Here is a 16,551-nt window from a genome sequence, read left to right as displayed (position 1 = left end):
TCTACTTCAACAACCGCGACATGCGCCGGTCGGCGAGGATCTTGCCCCCGGTCTGACAGGTCGGGCAGTACTGGAACGACTTGTCGGTGTAGGCGACCTCACGAATGGTGTCACCGCACACCGGACAGGCGAGCCCCGGCCGCGCGTGCACCTGCAAGCCGGACCGCTTCTCCCCCTTCAACCGCGCGGCGTCCTGCCCGACCGACCGGTTCACCGCGTCCGTGAGCACCGTCCGCATCGCCTCGTACAACTGCGCGGTCTTCTCGGCCCCGAGGGTGCTCGAGGTGGCGAACGGCGACAGCTTCGCCGCGTGCAAAATCTCGTCCGAGTAGGCGTTGCCGATGCCCGCGATCACCGTCTGATCGGCGAGCACCGTCTTCAACCGCTGCGAGGTGGCGCCCAGCCGCTCCGCGAACTCGTCTTCGGAGATCTCCAGCGCGTCGGGCCCGAGCCGCGCGATCTGCGGGATCTGCGCCGGATCCGGCACGACCCACACCGCCAGCCGCTTCTTCGTGCCCGCCTCGGTCAGATCGAACGCCGGCGTCGACCCCTCCGGCGTGAAGAAGTGCACCCGCAACGCCAACGGCCCCTTCCCCGGCTTGGGCGGATGGGGACTCGGTTCGTCGAGCCACCGCAACCACCCACCCCGCGAAAGGTGCGTGATCAGCCACAACCCCCCGCATTCCAGCCCCAGATACTTCCCCCAGTGCCCCGCCCCCGTGACATCCCGCCCCGACAACGCCGTGATCGGCGGATCGAAGGTCTTGAGCACACTCAACGCCGCCACATCGATCCGCCCCACGACCGCTCCCACCGCGTGCTCCGCGAGGAACCGCTCGAGCGCGACGATCTCGGGTAACTCGGGCAATGGACATCCTCCTACATCCCTGGGACTCCCGATAACCACCTCTGACCAGCGGTAAAGCGGCCCCAAGCCAGGGTAGCTGTTCCCGGCAGCTCCCGCGTGCTCCCGTCAAAATGACGGCGAAAATGACGACACATCCCCGCTGGCCCACTCGCTCAGGGGGACCACCGGACCCACGCAGCCGCCGATAGAATCTTCATGATTATCCCGGAAAGCATTTTAATTTCAGCCGGCCTAGCGAAGAACAGTGCCACCTAAATGAACCAACACCCGAAAGGGGTAACTGGCGGAGACGGAGGCGGCTGGTGACTTGCTGCACTGTAGGGGTGCCCTCCCTGCCTATTCTACGACCGGACATACAGTCCGATTAGTCTGCCTCACGCCGGGGTAAGTCGGCAGTGTGACGGACGGGATCCGAACCCGTATCTCCCCCGTCGGGGCGTTTGGCCGTTCAACTACCATCACGGCCTACTGCATCCCTTCTCGGTAACGCAGTAAACAGCTCCCCCACCGGGATTCGAACCGGAGTTACCGGAATCAAGGCTCCGGCGAGTTGCCATGATTGGACCATGAGGGAATGCTCTGGCAATCCTCATTTTGGCTTCCTTCACTGATCGCTGCCATGGATGCTGCCGGCGGAGGACGGTGGTACCGGCGGGCGAATACCAGGAACCCTGACAGGCAAGGGGTCTAGACAACTGCGATTGCTAGAATGTACGCAACAACAGCAGGGGGCGATCATGACTTCGAAAGATCCGCATGCTCGATTGAACGCAGAGGAACTGCGCACACTAGCGTCGATCGAGGCTGCTTTGCACGTACGAACCCCATATCGTCCCACCCCTCAGGCACCGCCCGGACAGCGCAGTCCGGGAAACCGAGGAAGGGCTAACATGAAGCGCCGCCTCGACTCTGGTGGATCACGTTCAGGGGTGCAGAGCGGACAGGCAGTCCGCAAGCCAGCGGATGAGGACTGGACGAGGCACCCGATAGCCGTGAGCTTCGCGAGTGCCTTCTTCAAGTGGCTATTCACCAATCTATCTGACTCAAACTAACTACATCGACGTTCGCTTCACACAGTGCACAGCCTGCGGCCCATGCACTTGGACTCGCATCACTACTCCACGCACGATCATCCAAGACCGTCGGCGCGATCACCGCGGCCGTCCAGTCAAAGCCTCGCCACCAACATCAAGATAGCCACCACTCCACCGTAACCTCGGTGATCTCACAAGAGCAGGTCGATAGGTTCCGAGACTCTGGCGTACCGGATAGAGTCGCATGCTGGCGGCCCGACGTGCAGGCACGCGGAGAACCGCAACCCCCGAGCCGATACACCCAAGTCCCACTTTTGGACGGTCTCCACGCGCACCGTGTTCAATGCGGCGTTAAGCAGCTCGGCCTAATCCGGTGCGCATTGGGCAGCGAAGAAAGTCAGGCGCTCGCATCAGGCAGATTGGCCGAACCTATAATCAGGCGGAATCGCCAAAACCGAAACCCGAACGTGGAGATCGAACTGCCAGTTTATTTCACCCCGGACGGTCACACTGCCGACCTGAGGAACTACGTTGTTGACGGTCGTTATCGCCGAGCCCAGTATCGGCTGCCCGCTTGTGTCTATCTGCGTGATCGATGCGAACGCCAAGGCTTCTGCCGGGAGGTCGTCGATGTAGATCGTCACAGCGAATCCATGATGTCCGACATACTCAACGGATTTCGCAATCGGTCGAACGAAGGCCATGCCTTGCCTCCTGCTTCAATTTGTTGCGTCATGGTGGATACAGCAGTTGGCTGCTTGTCGGTCCACTCGGATTGTTGCAACGTAGAGCAGTCGTATTGCACTCAGTGACCGAAGATGTAACCGAAACGATCATTATGGCGCTGTCACAGCGGGCCGGGTGTGCGGCACCTGCGGCAACCGCAATCTCGCTGTGTCTTCACGGCATGGCATTTCGAGCACACCGCTTGCATGTTGGAGTCACCGTCAGTCCCGCCGGCCGCCACATTCCGGATGTGATCCAGCTCGGTCGTGGTCTGCCGGCAACTCGGGTGGCGGAGCTGACATGACCGAGTCGAGCGTCGGTCGCCGCGGTATCGGTCGATGTATTCAGCGCAGCGTGCAGTTGCGCCACCGAATCGGCAACCGCAGTCGCCACGTTGGTGGCGGTGCCCTGGAGCGCAACCAACGCATCGGCATTCACCGGATCGCCGCTGGCGCCGGCCTTCTGGATATCGGCGATGGCGGTCGCCAGGTCGTCCACAAAGGTCTCCTGACTGCTCGCGATCTGTGCTAGCGAACTGGCAATCGCGGTGACTGCGTCGTTGTTGGTGCCCTGAGTAGCCATGAAACTTCCGATCAGCTCGATGAGGAATGCGCCAGGGCGGCAGCGGGCCGGAGATCCGGCCCATGTTGGAGTCGAGAAAGGCCCGCCAGATCACAGAACGCTCGACAGCGCGCTGGAGCCGGTGATCATCGCCTTCGGCACGGCGAAGTCATCGGCGGTCACGACGGACAGCAGCAGGGACAGAGCGGTATCCCACATGGCGATCTCTCTTCGTTCAGTGGTGACGCGGGGTGCGTCGGGCTGGAAGGTGCGTCAGGGCATCCGGCCATGGCGCCGATGGGCTCGAGGCCGTCCACCGCGGTCTCGCGGAACCGTGTGCGCTTCGCCGGCCGTCGTCGAGGAGGGCCCGCAGCGTCACAGCAGGTCGGGCAGGGCCGACGTCGAAGGGATCGAGTTCCTATCCCGTACGGCGTGGCAGGCGTTATGGCGTTCCGATGGGGGTGGTTGCGCATTGGGGGCCTCCCCACCCAGTGCGCATGCTTCGCTCTCGGTGGGCCAGGTTCGGGCCGGCGGAAGGGTAGCTGCGGGCCTGGGTGCGTTGGTGGCAGCGATTTCGCGAAGACGTGCAATGGGATCGAGCATGAGCTATGTCCGGAGGTTGTGGGTAAGGTCCGGGTTTACGAGTCTCTCGCGCGCTGCTTGTGGCGTGGCTGTCGGTGTCGACCAAACTCTTAACAACAAAAGTGACTGATCATGAGACGACTGCTGGTTTCGATGTGGTGTGATCTACCACAGTAGCGTTGAGATCGAGGGCGGTGGGGAATGAGTAGGCATGCAGCATCCGAGGAAGAGTCGCAGCCGGAGGCAGCAGAAGAGCCGACTAAGTGGTCGCAAACCTTCAGACACTGGTCAATTACAACGACGATTTCTATTGTTAGTGCTGTTGTGGGCATAACCGGCTTGCTTGCGACGTTAGTAATAAATTGGGATAAGCTATTCGACCCAGCACCGTCCATGTCGATGAAGCATGATGTTTTTTTAAAGCTGCCATATGGCAAGCAGTTGGATATATGTGTGCCATTTTTAAAGCCTCGCGTTGATGGATTCTTTGCCAGGTGGCGACAAGACATAACGGATCGCGCAAAGGGAACACCCTATGAGACTTTCATTCCATCCGGGGGTATAGCAAAGCTCGATGACCCAAACCCCGTGGGGCAATCGATTCTAAATTTATATTACACGGTACTTGACGCGGCCAGGAAGGCCGGGGATACCGATCTTGGAATGAACATGGTCAGCTGCATAAACCCTAGCGACACTGGCGTGATCGAAAACGTAGTAGCCAGTGGCGGAGTTGATTCACCACACGCGGCGATACCGGTCACGGCCGAGACGAGAATTTATTACAATGCAGTCTTTGCCGGCAAGCCGGTCGGCGCCAGCCCGAGCAAGATTGTCCAGCTCCGGTTTCCACAGAATTATTTTTTGGAATATCAATTCTCGATCGTGTCCGGATTTAGTGGTCATGAGAATAGAATGTGGGCGCTTACTCGCGGCATCAGGCAGGGTGATTCAAACTGGATAGATGATCTTAGCGCTTGGTAACAAGCAGGCTAAGTTGCCTGAGGTCGCGTTGGGAAATGGTTATTTCCGATTCACCGCGAGCGCCCTTCGATGGCTCTCCGTGGATGGTGTTTGCGAACAGTGGGCGAACGTTGCACCAAGTGAGCGCTGTTTGCATTCAGGGGCTACTGCACTCGCTGTCCTCGCCTGGTGCATCGCTTCGCTCGGCATAAGGAATGGTGCCATCGGTGATGCGCGCAACGATTCAACAACTCCCTGTCCGGACACCCGTCCAATAGCGCCTGATCTGCCTAAAGGATGTTTAATGATCTTGGTCGCATACGCCGGGACGGAGTCGCAGGGTCCATGCGGTTCATGCAATCCGCAGCTCAGCCGTAAGCCGTTTTCATGACGCCCTGCCAACGACAGACCTCACGACGTACGATGACGTGGGTGCGCGGGCGGAGATGAGAGGGCATCATGGCCGACGAACGGGCGATTATAGTGGCAGTTATCGGTTTCTGCGGAGTAATCGGCTCCGCAATAATTCTGACTCAATGTTCGCACCAAGCCAGTCCGTCGTCGAGCGTCTCCATAGTTGTCCCCACTTTTTCAGCCCCGCTTATTTCCAACACTCCGCCCACAAGCACAACATATCCTGCAACGCCCACCTCTTCCCAACCGTCTGTGACCACAGCACCGGTTGCAGAACCAAAAAGCTGGGGGTTGACCGGTGTGAGCCTCGCACTTGCGACAATTGGGTTGGTAATATCTGCGATCCTCGTCGTTATTGGTCTCAGCTATCTCTTCAATCGTATGGGATAGCAAAACTGGCGTGGCAACAATTCCAATACAAATACGGCCCGAACCAGGCTGCCTCGGACCGGACCGTTCCCCGCATAGGGCCTCGGCCGGGCTCGATGTTCTGCCTGATCCATCGCGCACCATGCACGGTCTGACTCAACAGCTGCTCCAACCGGTCCCGGCGTGGTCCCGGATCGCGTGTTCGAATCCGTCGCTCTTCCGTTTCTCAGGGCTTGGCATTCGGGCCGTCCCCACACCGCGCCGTCGCGGAACTGGAAGCTGTCCGGCTCGAGCATCGCCGCGGCCGGGAAGCGGTGTCTCAGCGCGTCGCGGGCGGTTCTGTCCCGCGGAGCAGATAGATGTCCATGATCCAGCCCTTCGATTCCCGAAGTTCGTTGCGCCGCCGCATGATCCGGCCCTCCACTGCCCGCAGCGGCCCCTCGATCAATTCCTCGTCGGGCAGTCCGAGGTAGGCCGCCCACCAGATGTGCAGATCGTCGCCGGGGACCGTGGTGAACGAACATTCGCCGTCGAGCATCACCAGCGTCGACTCGCCCGCGCGGACCCCCTCCTCACGCAACCGGCGGCCGGTGGTGATGTGCAGCGGTTCGCCGATGTCGTGCAGCACGATACGATGCCGGGCGGCCAGCGCCTGCGCGCTGGTGATCCCGGGGATCACCTCGTGGTCGAAACTCACCACCCCGCGCGCCAGCACCCGGTCGACCAGCCGCAGGATGCTGTCGTACAGCGCCGGATCGCCCCACACCAGGATCGCGCCGACCCCGTCGACGGCCGCGAACTCGGCCGCCAGCAGGTCGGCCCGGCGGTCGTGCCAGTCGGTGACCGCGTCCCGATAGGCCGCATCGGCGCCCGTGGCGGCGATCGCGCGGTCACGCGGCGGATCCTCGATCGTGACCACCCGGTAGTCGTGATCGACGTGCGCGGCGAGGATCGCGGTGCGGACGTCCAGCAACTCCTGTTTCCGCTCCCCCTTACCGATGACGAAGAACACGTCGGCGCGCCGCATGGCCTCGATGGCCTGCACCGTCACCTGCCGGGGGTCGCCCGCCCCGATTCCGATCACATAAAGCTTCCGCACACTGCGTAAGCTTGCCAGCCATGGGAGATGCCGGAATTCCCCCCGCCGCCGACACCCAGTACGAGGACCTGCTGCGCCTCGTGCTCGACAGCGGTACCGAGAAGTCCGATCGCACCGGAACCGGTACCCGCAGCGTGTTCGGGCACCAGCTGCGCTACGACCTGTCGGCCGGGTTCCCGTTGATCACCACCAAGAAGGTGCATCTGAAGTCGATCGTCTACGAGTTGCTGTGGTTCCTGCGCGGCGACTCCAACGTGGCGTGGCTGCACGAGCACGGGGTGACCATCTGGGACGAATGGGCCGATCGCAACGGCGAACTGGGCCCGGTGTACGGGGTGCAGTGGCGGTCCTGGCCCACCCCGGACGGCACCCACATCGACCAGATCTCCCAGGTCCTGCAGACCCTGCGCACCGACCCGGATTCCCGGCGCATGCTGGTCTCGGCGTGGAACGTGGCCGATCTGGACCGGATGGCCCTGGCGCCCTGCCACGCGCTGTTCCAGTTCTACGTCGCCGACGGGAAGCTGTCCTGCCAGCTGTACCAGCGCAGCGCCGACCTGTTCCTCGGTGTGCCCTTCAACATCGCCAGCTACGCGCTGCTCACCCACATGGTGGCGCAGCAGACGGAACTCGAACCCGGCGATTTCGTCTGGACCGGCGGGGACTGCCACATCTACGACAATCACGTCGGCCAGGTGCGCGAGCAGTTGTCCCGGGAGCCCTATCCGTTCCCGCAGCTGCATCTGCGCCCGGCGCCGACCCTGTTCGACTACGCGTACGAGGACGTCGAGATCGACGGATATCGGCACCACCCGGCGATCAAGGCTCCGGTGGCGGTCTGACATGCGGGTCGGGCTGATCTGGGCGCAGACCACCGACGGTGTGATCGGCGCCGGCAACACCATTCCGTGGCGCCTGCCGGAGGATTCCGCGCATTTCAAGAACCTCACCTGGGGCCATCCGGTCGTGATGGGCCGGCGCACCTGGGATTCGCTCCCGGACCGGTTCCGGCCGTTGCCGGGCCGCCGCAACATCGTGATCACCCGGCAACCCGACTGGGCGGCCGACGGCGCCGAACGCGCGGATTCGCTCGAATCCGCCCTTGCCCTCGCCGATACCGACAACGTGTGGGTGGCCGGCGGCGGCGAGATCTACCGCGCGGCGCTGGGGCGGGCCACCGAACTGCACGTGACCGAGGTCGACGCCGATATCGCCGGCGACGCGTACGCCCCTGCGATCGGCCCGGACTGGCGTGCCGAGGACGGCCCGTGGACGACCTCCCGGACCGGCCTGCGCTACCGATTCCGCCGCTACACCCGCTGACCCGCCCGGCGCGGCGGAATCGGCGGAACCGGCGCATCCGCGACGATCGGCACGAAACTGCCGCCGGAAAACGATCGAACGGGCGCGACCGGTCCGGCATACTCACGATTGTTCAGCGCCACACACGACTTTCGCGGCGCCACCGGGCGTGCCGCCGCACACGGAGGCTGCCCCATGGACAAGAAATCACTGACCGCGGTGGCTCGCCAGCAGTTGAAACTGGCCGCGGGCGCCAGCAGTGGCCGCAGTTCGCAGACCCTCTACGGCGGGCACACGCACTCCCTGCGGCAGACCGTCATCGCCCTCACCGCCGGCCAGAGCCTGGCCGAGCACGACACTCCGGGCGAGGCCACGCTCCAGGTGATCAGCGGCACGCTGATCCTGATCAGCGGGGCGAACGAATGGAAGGGCTCCCCCGGTGACCTGCTGGTGCTGCCGGCGGCCCGGCACAGCGTGAAGGCCCTGGACGACGTGGCCTTCCTGCTCACCGTCGCGAAATAGCGCACCTCACGATTTCGCTTCCGCCGGTGGCGAACACGTGACCGTGCGGGACGACCGGCGGACGGCCATCGTAGGCTGTTGATCATGTCTGTTTCGCAGCCGATTCTCCATCCGCTGACCCGCGCTGCGATCTTCCTGGTCCTCACCGTCGACGAGGGCGGCGAGCCGGTCGTGCGCGATCTGCTCGCCGATCTGCCCGGGCTGCGCCGCTCGATCGGTTTCCGGCTGCCCGGCACCGACCTGTCCTGCGCGGTGAGCATCGGCTCGGCGGCCTGGGATCGACTGTTCGCCGGGCCGCGACCGGCCCGGTTGCACGAATTTCCCGGCTACGCGGGGCCCCGCCACCGTGCCCCGGTCACGCCGGGCGATCTGCTGTTCCACATCAAGGCCGAATCGCAGGACGCCTGTTTCGAACTCGCCATGACCATCGGCGACCGGCTGCGCGGCGCGGCCACGATCGTGGACGAAACCGTCGGATTCCGCTATTTCGAACAGCGGGATCTGCTCGGTTTCGTCGACGGCACCGAGAATCCGGAAGGCGACGATGCCGCCGCGGCGGCCCTGATCGGCGCCGAGGATCCCGATTTCGCCGGTGGCAGTTATGTGATCGTGCAGAAATATCTGCACGATCTGGACGCCTGGAACGCGCTGTCCGTCGAGGAACAGGAACGGGTCATCGGCCGCACCAAACTCGGTGATTTCGAGCTGTCCGACGAGGACAAACCGGCCGATTCGCACGTCGCGGTCAACACCGTCAACGATTCCGACGGCAATCAACTCCAGATCGTTCGCGCCAACATGCCCTTCGGCAGCGTCCGCGAGGGCATGTTCGGCACGTACTACGTCGCCTACGCGGCCACCCCCGACGTCACCGAACAGATGCTGACCCGCATGTTCCTCGGCAGCGACGAGGCGGCGTACGACCGCATCCTGGATTTCTCGACCGCCGTCACCGGCACGCTGTTCTTCACGCCCCCGGCCGGATTCCTCGATTCGCTTCCGGCCGCACCAGCGGCCGCCACCACCCCGGTGGCGGCCGGACCGGCCGGACCGGCCGACGACGGAAGTCTCGGCATCGGCACCCTGCGAAGGAGCTCGATATGAACAACCTGCACCGCGAACTGGCCCCGATCAGCGGCGCCGCCTGGTCCGCGATCGAGGAAGAGGCGAGCCGGACGTTCAAGCGGCACATCGCCGGACGTCGCGTGGTCGATCTGTCCGGCCCGCACGGTTACGACTATTCGGCGGTGGGCCTCGGCCGTACCGCCGCCATCGACGAGCCGGCCGACGGCGTCCTCGCCCGGCAGCGCAAGGTGGCTCCCCTGGTCGAGTTGCGCGTCCCGTTCACCCTGTCGCGCGAGGAGATCGACGACGTCGAACGCGGCGCCCAGGACACCGATCTGGAGCCGGTGAAGCAGGCCGCGAAGAAGATCGCCTTCGCCGAGGACCACGCGGTCTTCGAGGGTTACGCGGCGGCCGGCATCACCGGTATCCGCGCGGCCGCCTCCAACGCCCCCATCACTGTTCCCACCGACACCCGCCAGATCCCGGAGGCGATCGCGCAATCGGTGACCGCGTTGCGCCTGGCCGGCGTCGGCGGCCCGTATTCGGTGCTACTGTCCGCGGATCTGTACACCGCGGTCAGCGAGGCCACCGAACACGGCTACCCGATCCGCACCCATATCGAGCGCCTCATCCCGGACGGCGAGATCATCTGGGCCCCCGCCATCGACGGCGCCTTCGTCCTCTCCACACGCGGCGGAGACTTCGATCTGCGACTGGGACAGGATCTTTCGATCGGCTACCTGACCCACGACGCCGAGACCGTGCAGCTGTACTTCCAGGAGACCCTGACCTTCCTGGTGTACACCTCGGAGGCCGCGGTTCCGCTGCGGGCGTGACCTACTCGTAAACATTCGCTCGTACCACCTTGCCGCCGCGCGGTTTTCACCGCGCGGCGTTTTCGTGTCCGCTGTCGACCGCACCCACGCGGCGAATGACGCCCGCGTTCGGCGACCCCCGAATTCACCCGCTCGGCCCCCTGCCCGATACTGCTCCGGTAGCGGAGAATCGAAGGACCACCGGTGCATCCGTTATGCGAACTTCGTTGTCCGCGAACGGATCACAGAACGAAAGGAAACTGGGCGGTCGGCTCTTTTTCGCCGTCGCCCTCCTCTTCGGGCAATTCGAGCGAAAGGGAGTCGGCCGTGATAACTTCGCGTCGCATCGCCGCTGCGAGAACAAGTCAAGATTCGCCGATGTGGCATGCCAACGATGAGCGATGAGGGGGGCGGCCTTCGATGAGGATTCAGCCACGTCGGCAGATCTTGAACATCTGGAGTTCGTTGCTGGCCGCGTGCTATCGCGACGACAAGTGGCAGTGGGGCGGCCGCGACGGTTCCAACTCGATCAGTGACGCCGAGCAGCTGCTCTGCCTACTGTACCCGGCCACGGAGATTCCCAGTTTCGCCCTGGACGATCCGGACACCATCCCCGACGACATCGCCGAGGTACTGCGGCCGCTGGGGCGGATGCGGCAGGTCGGCATCAAGCTCGTCGACATCCTCGACGATTACCTGGATCGGTACACCAAGGCCGACGGCCGCCCGGACTTCTCGGCCGGGAGCTACCTGCGCTCGACAGCGCCGGGCGGCCCCACCGACGAACAGCGCGAACTCGATGTGGTCGACTCCTACTCGATGTCGCTGACCCTGTGCCTCGCGGCATTGAAATATCTTCGCGCACTGCGGTTCTGGGCGAGCAGCCGACCGACGCAGAACGAGCGGAACAAACTCGACAACCGGATCTCGGATGTGGAGGACCGGATCAAGGTCCGCCTCACCGCGGCGATGATCGGTCTGGTGCGCAGCTTCGTCGTGCAGTCGGTGGATCCCGATTCCGAGACCGGCCGGGCGATGCTGACCATGTTCAACCAGACCGGCGCGGAGCCCGACGCGGTGCTCGCCGGTGTCGCCCAACGGCTCGAGCGCGTCCGGGTTCGGCTGCGCCGGGACGTCACGCTGAACGCCACGCCCGACGCGGACCTCGAGGACGAGGGCCTGCTGTTCGAATGTGGTTGGAGCTGGGGCATCGTCACCGACGCCGCGGGGCTCGAAGAGGAATTCGGCGCCGCGCCGATCGCGACCGACGAGGGATACGCCGCCCCACGGCCGTACCTCTACTTCACCGTGACCGCCCTCGACGGCATCAACGACCTCACCTCCGCCCGGACCCGCGAACTCGACCTGCTGGATCCACAGCAACGCCGATTGGCCGAAGCGCTCCAGCTCCGCGGCGATCTGGCGCAGCGGTATTGGTCGGCGATGGCCCGGTACGGCGGCGGCCGCTGGCCCCTGGAAGACATACCGTGGCGCACCTCCGACGGCGAGGAGTCGGACTACTTCAGTCTCTGCGTATCGGCCGTGCTGATTCAGGACCTGATCAACCGCGAGGCCAGCGACGACGACCTCACCAGGGCCACACTGATTTTCGACGAGCTGGCCCGCCGGGGCCGGATAATCCGGCGGCTGACGGAGGAGGACTACGCACGCGAGTTGCACATTCCCGGTGTGCGACTGTCGCTGGTCGGTTCCGGCACCGCCGAACTCGGCGACGACATGGTTCTGAACTGGCGAGTGTCGGACTACGCGCCGGTGCTGCTCAAGCGCACCCTGCAAGCGGCCCAGCTCTCCGGCACTCTGACCACCCGGGATCGACTGCTGGAACTGGCCCAGGCGACCATGGACCATCTGGAGTTGCGGGCCTTCACCAGGGGACCCGCCCGCGGCCTGTGGGACGACGCGGACCGGGTCTTCACGGTCGTGCGACCGGGCCAGGTCGAGCCCCAGACCTCCAACGGAACCCAGCAGCCGTCCTGGTATCTGACCGAACGCATCGTCGAATGCCTCGTCGCCGCCGACAGCTCCTTCCGCCAGCCGCCACTGCGTTCCGCCACCTCGGCGGTGCGTTCACTGGAACTGCTCAACGAGGCGGAACATCTGCTCAATCAACGATTCCTGAGTTTGAGCGAGGAGGACAACACGCCGAATCGCACCGCTCTGGAAAACGTGGAGAAACAGCTACAGCGCGCCCGGAAACTGATCGACGAACGCCCCGGCACCGCACACAGCCTGTGTGCCGAGGCGTTGCGCTCGCTGGACGAACTCGATTTCGCCAGCCTCGACGCGATGAGGAGTGAATAGCCGGATGCTGGTTTTCTCGACATCGGACAAGGGCGGCACCGGCCGGTCGGTGACCAGTAGCAATATCGCCTACCGGTTGAGCCTGAAGGGGCAGAACGTCGCCTACCTCGACTTCGATTTCGGTTCGCCGACCTCGGGAGCACTGTTCGATATCAATCGGGTGGACCGCGGCACGCCCGACAAGGACGGTCTGCACAACTATCTGACCAGCGTGAACAGCACGGTCAATTCGCACAATGTCCGCACCGAGACCAACCGCGAGGAGTTGCGGGCGCCACGGCACCCGTATCGGCTGGTGTTGTTCCCCGGCGACCGCGGCGGCGGCGAATTCACCTCCGTCGACGACAAACTGGTGAAACGGTGCGTCGAACTGCTCGTGACGTGTGAGCAGGAATTCGATGTGACCTTCGTCGACCTGTCGGCCGGCCGGTCCGCGGCCCTGGAGATCGTGCTCGGTGCCATGGCCGCGCCCCAGCTCGCCCCGGTGGTGGCGCGGTGGCTGGTCTTCCATCGCTGGACCCGGCAACATATCCTCGCGGCGAACGGCCTGGTACACGGCCCGAACGGGTTACTGGAGACCGGTGGCCGGTGCGGGCACGACACGGGCCGGCTACTGGAGTCCGTGCGCTTCATCCGCACCGCGGTGCCCTCGATGAAGGAGTCGCCGGGCGTCGGCAGGGGCCCGCAGTGGGCCTGGCTGCGCCGGCAGAACGAGGCGTTGGAGACACTTGCGAAGACGAATCGGCTCGGATTCAGCGTCATGTTGGGTAAGACCCCTATGGAGCCGGTGTTGCAATGGCGCGAACAGGTGATCCTCGACGCCGATGTCGCCGCGAAGATCGCCAATCAGGAAACCGTCGATGCCTTCACGGAATTGGCGACCGGTCTCACCGATGACGCGACGTGGGAGAGGGTCTACTGACATGAACGAGAGTGCGGTCTACAGCGAGACGACCGACCGGGTGCGGGTCGCCGGGGTCGAGCTCTCTCACCTGTCGATCGAGGCCGGCCATTTCTACATGAAGGATCTGATCAACGGCGAGGACGCCATCCGCGCGCAGTTCCAGCGGGTCGCCCGGTTGATCGACCTGTATGTGGAGGACGCGAAGGCGACCTTCGGTCCGTCCGCGCGGGTGAGTACCTGCTTCCTGATCGACGACTATTTCGGGCCGGGTACCAACCCCAACGCCATCCTCCACAAGATCCTCGGCATCGCTCACGAATGCGGCCTGCGCATCGACTATCTGGCCCGGGAGGCCGGCTGCTGGGAATCCCCGACCTACGACGACGGCATCCCCACCGGGCAGCAGATCGGGCTGGCAGAGATGATCTCCCGCTGGGTCGTCGCGGAGCCGCTGGAGAACACCACCGGCCGCCGGCCGCCGGATGTGGAGTCCGGCTGGTTGTGCAACGGCCAGCGGTCCTCGGATTTCGAGGCCACCCAGGCCATGCAGGTGACGCAATATCGTCCGCCGGAGGAACTCGGCCGGCGCGAGCATTCGGTGTTCCTCGACGTCGAGATGTGGAACACCCAGGTGGGCAAGGACGGTGAGGAACTCACCCGCTGGTCGTGCCCGTATCTCGCGGCGGTCTGGCAACTGCTGCGGCTGGGCATGGTGCGCTACGAGGGCCGTGCGGTGGTCCAGCCACAACCGTGGGATCTGGTCGGCAGACCGCCGGAGCCGCCGCGCGGTACGCCCGAACACGCGGAACAACAGGCACGCCGGCCGCAGCCGTGGGATCAGGACATCGCCTGGCCGGACACCTGGTGGGAGATGCCGGCGGTGATCCAGCTCGAACCGGACGCCAAACCCTTCGCCGCCTATCGGGCGCTGTCGATCCTGCCGCAGGATTATCTGAAGATCGAACACGCGGTACGCACCATCCTCGACCATGTCGACATCGACCAGGAGGTTCTGCAACTGACCATCGGTCGCGGTGCGGGCGAACAGATCATCGTCCCCAGCGAGGTCGGCAAACGCCTCACCCACGTATTCCTCGACGAGGTCGGCAAGGGCGCCATCGCTCCGATTCGCGGGGTGTGACATGTCCTCAGCCCTGGTTTGCGCGGCCGAGCCCGTCGTGAGCGTGCTCGGCGAGATCCACACCTGCCTGCTGCCCTCGCGCGGCGTGCTGGATACGTCCGCGGTCGTGGAACTGCTCGGCACCGTGAAGCCCGGCAGCACGGTGACCTCGCGGGAACGCCCAGTGCCGCTTGCCGTTTCACCCAGCCGGGTGGAAGGTGTCGACTGCCTGCTGATCCCGGCGTCGGGCAAGCAGGTGCACATCATCGGCACCGTGGCCTCCCACGTGGTCGTGGTGGGCGGGCGAATCCTGCAGAGCTCCACGGTGTCCCGGGTGGTGCCGGCGAACAGCCGTGCGCGCCGTCCGTGGTCGCACTACCTGAGCGTGCCGGGAACCGTGGAGGTGGTCAGCAAACTCGGCGCCGACGCCGGGGCCCGGCTCGCCGACGGATTCCTGGGGCAGGGCGGCGGCGGTGACCGGCTCGACCTCGCGTCGATCAGTCAGCGGATGTCCACCTCGGTGCGGGTGGATCCACGGCTGGATCAGGGCGTGCCCTTCCGGGCCGGTACCACGCGGCTGCGCTGGGCGGTCGAGATCGGCACGCCGGGCGAGCGGCCCGGCTTCGTCTTCCGGCTCGACACCGACAGCCGGCGCTCGGTGCGGCTGATCGTGCCCGAGTCGGAAGTGACTGCGGCACAGCGCTTCTGCGAGGACCTTGCGGTCCACGACTGGCTGCTGACCACGATCGGGCAGGTGGCCGATCGGTTCGGCCCGGCCGATCAGGAGGTGGGCCGGTTGCTCGATCAACTGGCCCCGATCCTGGAACAGCTTGCCCCACTGTGGATGCCGGGCGCGCACACGCCCGCGGCGCTGCGCCGATCGTGGGACCGGCTCGAGGCGGATCCGGGCTTCACCCGGCAGTGGACCGCGCGGGTCGGCCAGCTGCGCGACCGGATGTCGACCGCGACGCTGCACGCCCTGCGCAATTCCAAGATCAGCAGCAGCGACTGGTGATCAGGTCCGGAACCAGCGCCGCACCATCAGGGCGAAGAACACCGAGGTGGTGAGGGTGCCCGCGTAGGCCTCGACGACGAACACGAACCGCTCGGCTCCCTCGAGTCCGGCGGTGTCGCCTGGGCCCAACGGGTTCAGGAAGTTGATGCAGCAGTCGTACACGATGAGCAGCGTCGGCTGGTCGGACAGCGCGCGTACGACCGCCGCGCAGGCGGCGACCTGTACGAACACCCAGATCAGGATCCGGTACGGCCGATAACCGTAGCCGCACAACAGATCCGGGAGATAGCCGCCGATCCGGCGGAACCGCACCGGCTGCGCCCGGCGCCGGGAGCGGGCCAGGTTCAGGCTGCACCGGTCCTCCCCGTCGGAGTCCTCGTCCTGGCGGTACAGGCTGCCGCCGCGGCGAAAGGCCAGGGCCGCGTGACCCGGCAGCAGAACCGACAGCGCGGTACCCAGCCGCTCGTACACCTCGGCGAGCTGACGATTCTGCGTGCGGCTCAACCGAAGTGGCCCTCGATACTCGACCTCGGCGGCCAGCAGGGCCGCGAGCAGTTCGGGCGACACCGCGATCCGCTGCGCGGACCGCGGGATGGTCGCATAGATGCGGCCGAACACCAGACTGTCGCTGTTCCGCCGGATGCTCGGCGGATCATATTGCACGACAAGCGATTCCACATTCCGATTGAGGGAGTCGAGCAGTTCCTGCTCACCGGCACGGCGCCGCAGCGCCAAGGGCTCGGCCAGGAACTGATCCACCTCGGCGGCATAGGCCGTGGCCCGCCGCGCCGCCCGGGTCGACATCGAACGGACGAACGGCGACTGCTGCTGTTCATCCACCATGAGCATCCCCGCGTTCGGCCCCGGCGG

The 16,551-nt window shown here is 64.9% G+C and carries 15 protein-coding genes and 1 tRNA gene; 10 read left to right on the top strand and 6 right to left on the bottom strand.

What is annotated here, in order from left to right:
- Position 1 precedes the first annotated feature (1 nt).
- The 4 genes from NRB56_RS26490 to NRB56_RS26475 all read right to left on the bottom strand — a co-directional run bounded on the left by NRB56_RS26490 (position 2) and on the right by NRB56_RS26475 (position 3,274).
- The gene (locus NRB56_RS26490; protein ID WP_153346875.1) at positions 2 to 868 is read right to left on the bottom strand and encodes an Fpg/Nei family DNA glycosylase; all 867 of its coding nucleotides are present in this window, start codon (positions 866 to 868) and stop codon (positions 2 to 4) included.
- A gap of 396 nt (positions 869 to 1,264) precedes the next feature.
- Positions 1,265 to 1,330 (bottom strand) — tRNA-OTHER (locus NRB56_RS26485).
- A gap of 982 nt (positions 1,331 to 2,312) precedes the next feature.
- Positions 2,313 to 2,546 carry a hypothetical protein gene (locus NRB56_RS26480; protein ID WP_153346873.1) on the bottom strand — a complete coding sequence of 78 codons (234 nt, stop codon included), beginning with the start codon at positions 2,544 to 2,546 and terminating at the stop codon, positions 2,313 to 2,315.
- A gap of 203 nt (positions 2,547 to 2,749) precedes the next feature.
- Entirely contained in the window at positions 2,750 to 3,274 is a 525-nt protein-coding gene (locus NRB56_RS26475) for an HNH endonuclease signature motif containing protein (RefSeq protein WP_153347318.1), read from the bottom strand.
- Between the two features lie 698 nt (positions 3,275 to 3,972).
- Between NRB56_RS26475 and NRB56_RS26470 the strand changes: the two genes are divergently transcribed.
- The gene (locus NRB56_RS26470) at positions 3,973 to 4,755 is read left to right on the top strand and encodes a hypothetical protein (protein WP_153346871.1); all 783 of its coding nucleotides are present in this window, start codon (positions 3,973 to 3,975) and stop codon (positions 4,753 to 4,755) included.
- Positions 4,756 to 5,836: 1,081 nt separating this feature from the next.
- On the opposite strand, the gene cobF is transcribed toward NRB56_RS26470, so the two are convergent.
- Positions 5,837 to 6,616 carry a precorrin-6A synthase (deacetylating) gene (cobF, locus tag NRB56_RS26465; RefSeq protein WP_319943561.1) on the bottom strand — a complete coding sequence of 260 codons (780 nt, stop codon included), beginning with the start codon at positions 6,614 to 6,616 and terminating at the stop codon, positions 5,837 to 5,839.
- Between the two features lie 20 nt (positions 6,617 to 6,636).
- Between cobF and NRB56_RS26460 the strand changes: the two genes are divergently transcribed.
- The 9 genes from NRB56_RS26460 to NRB56_RS26420 all read left to right on the top strand — a co-directional run bounded on the left by NRB56_RS26460 (position 6,637) and on the right by NRB56_RS26420 (position 15,681).
- On the top strand, positions 6,637 to 7,458 hold the full coding sequence (locus NRB56_RS26460) for a thymidylate synthase (protein ID WP_153346867.1): 822 nt from the start codon (positions 6,637 to 6,639) through the stop codon (positions 7,456 to 7,458).
- Position 7,459: 1 nt separating this feature from the next.
- Entirely contained in the window at positions 7,460 to 7,939 is a 480-nt protein-coding gene (locus NRB56_RS26455; protein WP_153346865.1) for a dihydrofolate reductase, read from the top strand.
- Between the two features lie 174 nt (positions 7,940 to 8,113).
- Positions 8,114 to 8,440 carry a cupin domain-containing protein gene (locus NRB56_RS26450; RefSeq protein WP_153346863.1) on the top strand — a complete coding sequence of 109 codons (327 nt, stop codon included), beginning with the start codon at positions 8,114 to 8,116 and terminating at the stop codon, positions 8,438 to 8,440.
- 84 nt (positions 8,441 to 8,524) lie between these two features.
- Entirely contained in the window at positions 8,525 to 9,544 is a 1,020-nt protein-coding gene (locus NRB56_RS26445) for a Dyp-type peroxidase (RefSeq protein WP_153346861.1), read from the top strand.
- A complete protein-coding gene (locus NRB56_RS26440; protein ID WP_153346859.1) occupies positions 9,541 to 10,341 on the top strand; it encodes a family 1 encapsulin nanocompartment shell protein in 801 nt (266 codons plus the stop codon). The genes NRB56_RS26445 and NRB56_RS26440 overlap by 4 nt, the downstream gene beginning before the upstream one ends.
- 399 nt (positions 10,342 to 10,740) lie before the next feature.
- Positions 10,741 to 12,642: an SCO2524 family protein gene (locus NRB56_RS26435; RefSeq protein ID WP_194291000.1), complete on the top strand. Its 1,902-nt coding sequence runs from the start codon at positions 10,741 to 10,743 to the stop codon at positions 12,640 to 12,642.
- A gap of 4 nt (positions 12,643 to 12,646) precedes the next feature.
- The gene (locus tag NRB56_RS26430; protein ID WP_153346857.1) at positions 12,647 to 13,564 is read left to right on the top strand and encodes an SCO2523 family variant P-loop protein; all 918 of its coding nucleotides are present in this window, start codon (positions 12,647 to 12,649) and stop codon (positions 13,562 to 13,564) included.
- Between the two features lies 1 nt (position 13,565).
- On the top strand, positions 13,566 to 14,687 hold the full coding sequence (locus NRB56_RS26425; protein ID WP_153346855.1) for an SCO2522 family protein: 1,122 nt from the start codon (positions 13,566 to 13,568) through the stop codon (positions 14,685 to 14,687).
- A 1-nt stretch (position 14,688) separates the two neighbouring features.
- The gene (locus tag NRB56_RS26420) at positions 14,689 to 15,681 is read left to right on the top strand and encodes an SCO2521 family protein (RefSeq protein WP_153346853.1); all 993 of its coding nucleotides are present in this window, start codon (positions 14,689 to 14,691) and stop codon (positions 15,679 to 15,681) included.
- Here the strand turns inward: NRB56_RS26420 and NRB56_RS26415 are convergent, their stop codons facing one another.
- Positions 15,682 to 16,524, bottom strand: a complete 843-nt coding sequence (locus NRB56_RS26415; protein ID WP_153346851.1) for a hypothetical protein — start codon at positions 16,522 to 16,524, stop codon at positions 15,682 to 15,684.
- Between the last annotated feature and the right edge of the window lie 27 nt (positions 16,525 to 16,551).

It is taken from the genome of Nocardia aurantia (assembly GCF_009604425.1).
Lineage (GTDB): Bacteria > Actinomycetota > Actinomycetes > Mycobacteriales > Mycobacteriaceae > Nocardia > Nocardia aurantia.
The sequence above is the reverse complement of the archived record's forward strand: the minus strand, read 5'-3'. Positions and strand labels throughout refer to the sequence as shown.

Excerpts from the sequence above, each read along its gene's own strand:
- NRB56_RS26415 (WP_153346851.1), bottom strand. The coding sequence starts at position 16,524 with ATGGTGGATGAACAGCAGCAGTCGCCGTTCGTCCGTTCGATGTCGACC.
- NRB56_RS26440 (WP_153346859.1), top strand. The coding sequence starts at position 9,541 with ATGAACAACCTGCACCGCGAACTGGCCCCGATCAGCGGCGCCGCCTGG.
- NRB56_RS26455 (WP_153346865.1), top strand. The coding sequence starts at position 7,460 with ATGCGGGTCGGGCTGATCTGGGCGCAGACCACCGACGGTGTGATCGGC.
- NRB56_RS26445 (WP_153346861.1), top strand. The coding sequence starts at position 8,525 with ATGTCTGTTTCGCAGCCGATTCTCCATCCGCTGACCCGCGCTGCGATC.
- NRB56_RS26430 (WP_153346857.1), top strand. The coding sequence starts at position 12,647 with ATGCTGGTTTTCTCGACATCGGACAAGGGCGGCACCGGCCGGTCGGTG.
- NRB56_RS26435 (WP_194291000.1), top strand. The coding sequence starts at position 10,741 with ATGAGGATTCAGCCACGTCGGCAGATCTTGAACATCTGGAGTTCGTTG.
- NRB56_RS26475 (WP_153347318.1), bottom strand. The coding sequence starts at position 3,274 with ATGGGCCGGATCTCCGGCCCGCTGCCGCCCTGGCGCATTCCTCATCGA.
- NRB56_RS26420 (WP_153346853.1), top strand. The coding sequence starts at position 14,689 with ATGTCCTCAGCCCTGGTTTGCGCGGCCGAGCCCGTCGTGAGCGTGCTC.
- NRB56_RS26425 (WP_153346855.1), top strand. The coding sequence starts at position 13,566 with ATGAACGAGAGTGCGGTCTACAGCGAGACGACCGACCGGGTGCGGGTC.
- NRB56_RS26460 (WP_153346867.1), top strand. The coding sequence starts at position 6,637 with ATGGGAGATGCCGGAATTCCCCCCGCCGCCGACACCCAGTACGAGGAC.
- NRB56_RS26450 (WP_153346863.1), top strand. The coding sequence starts at position 8,114 with ATGGACAAGAAATCACTGACCGCGGTGGCTCGCCAGCAGTTGAAACTG.
- NRB56_RS26470 (WP_153346871.1), top strand. The coding sequence starts at position 3,973 with ATGAGTAGGCATGCAGCATCCGAGGAAGAGTCGCAGCCGGAGGCAGCA.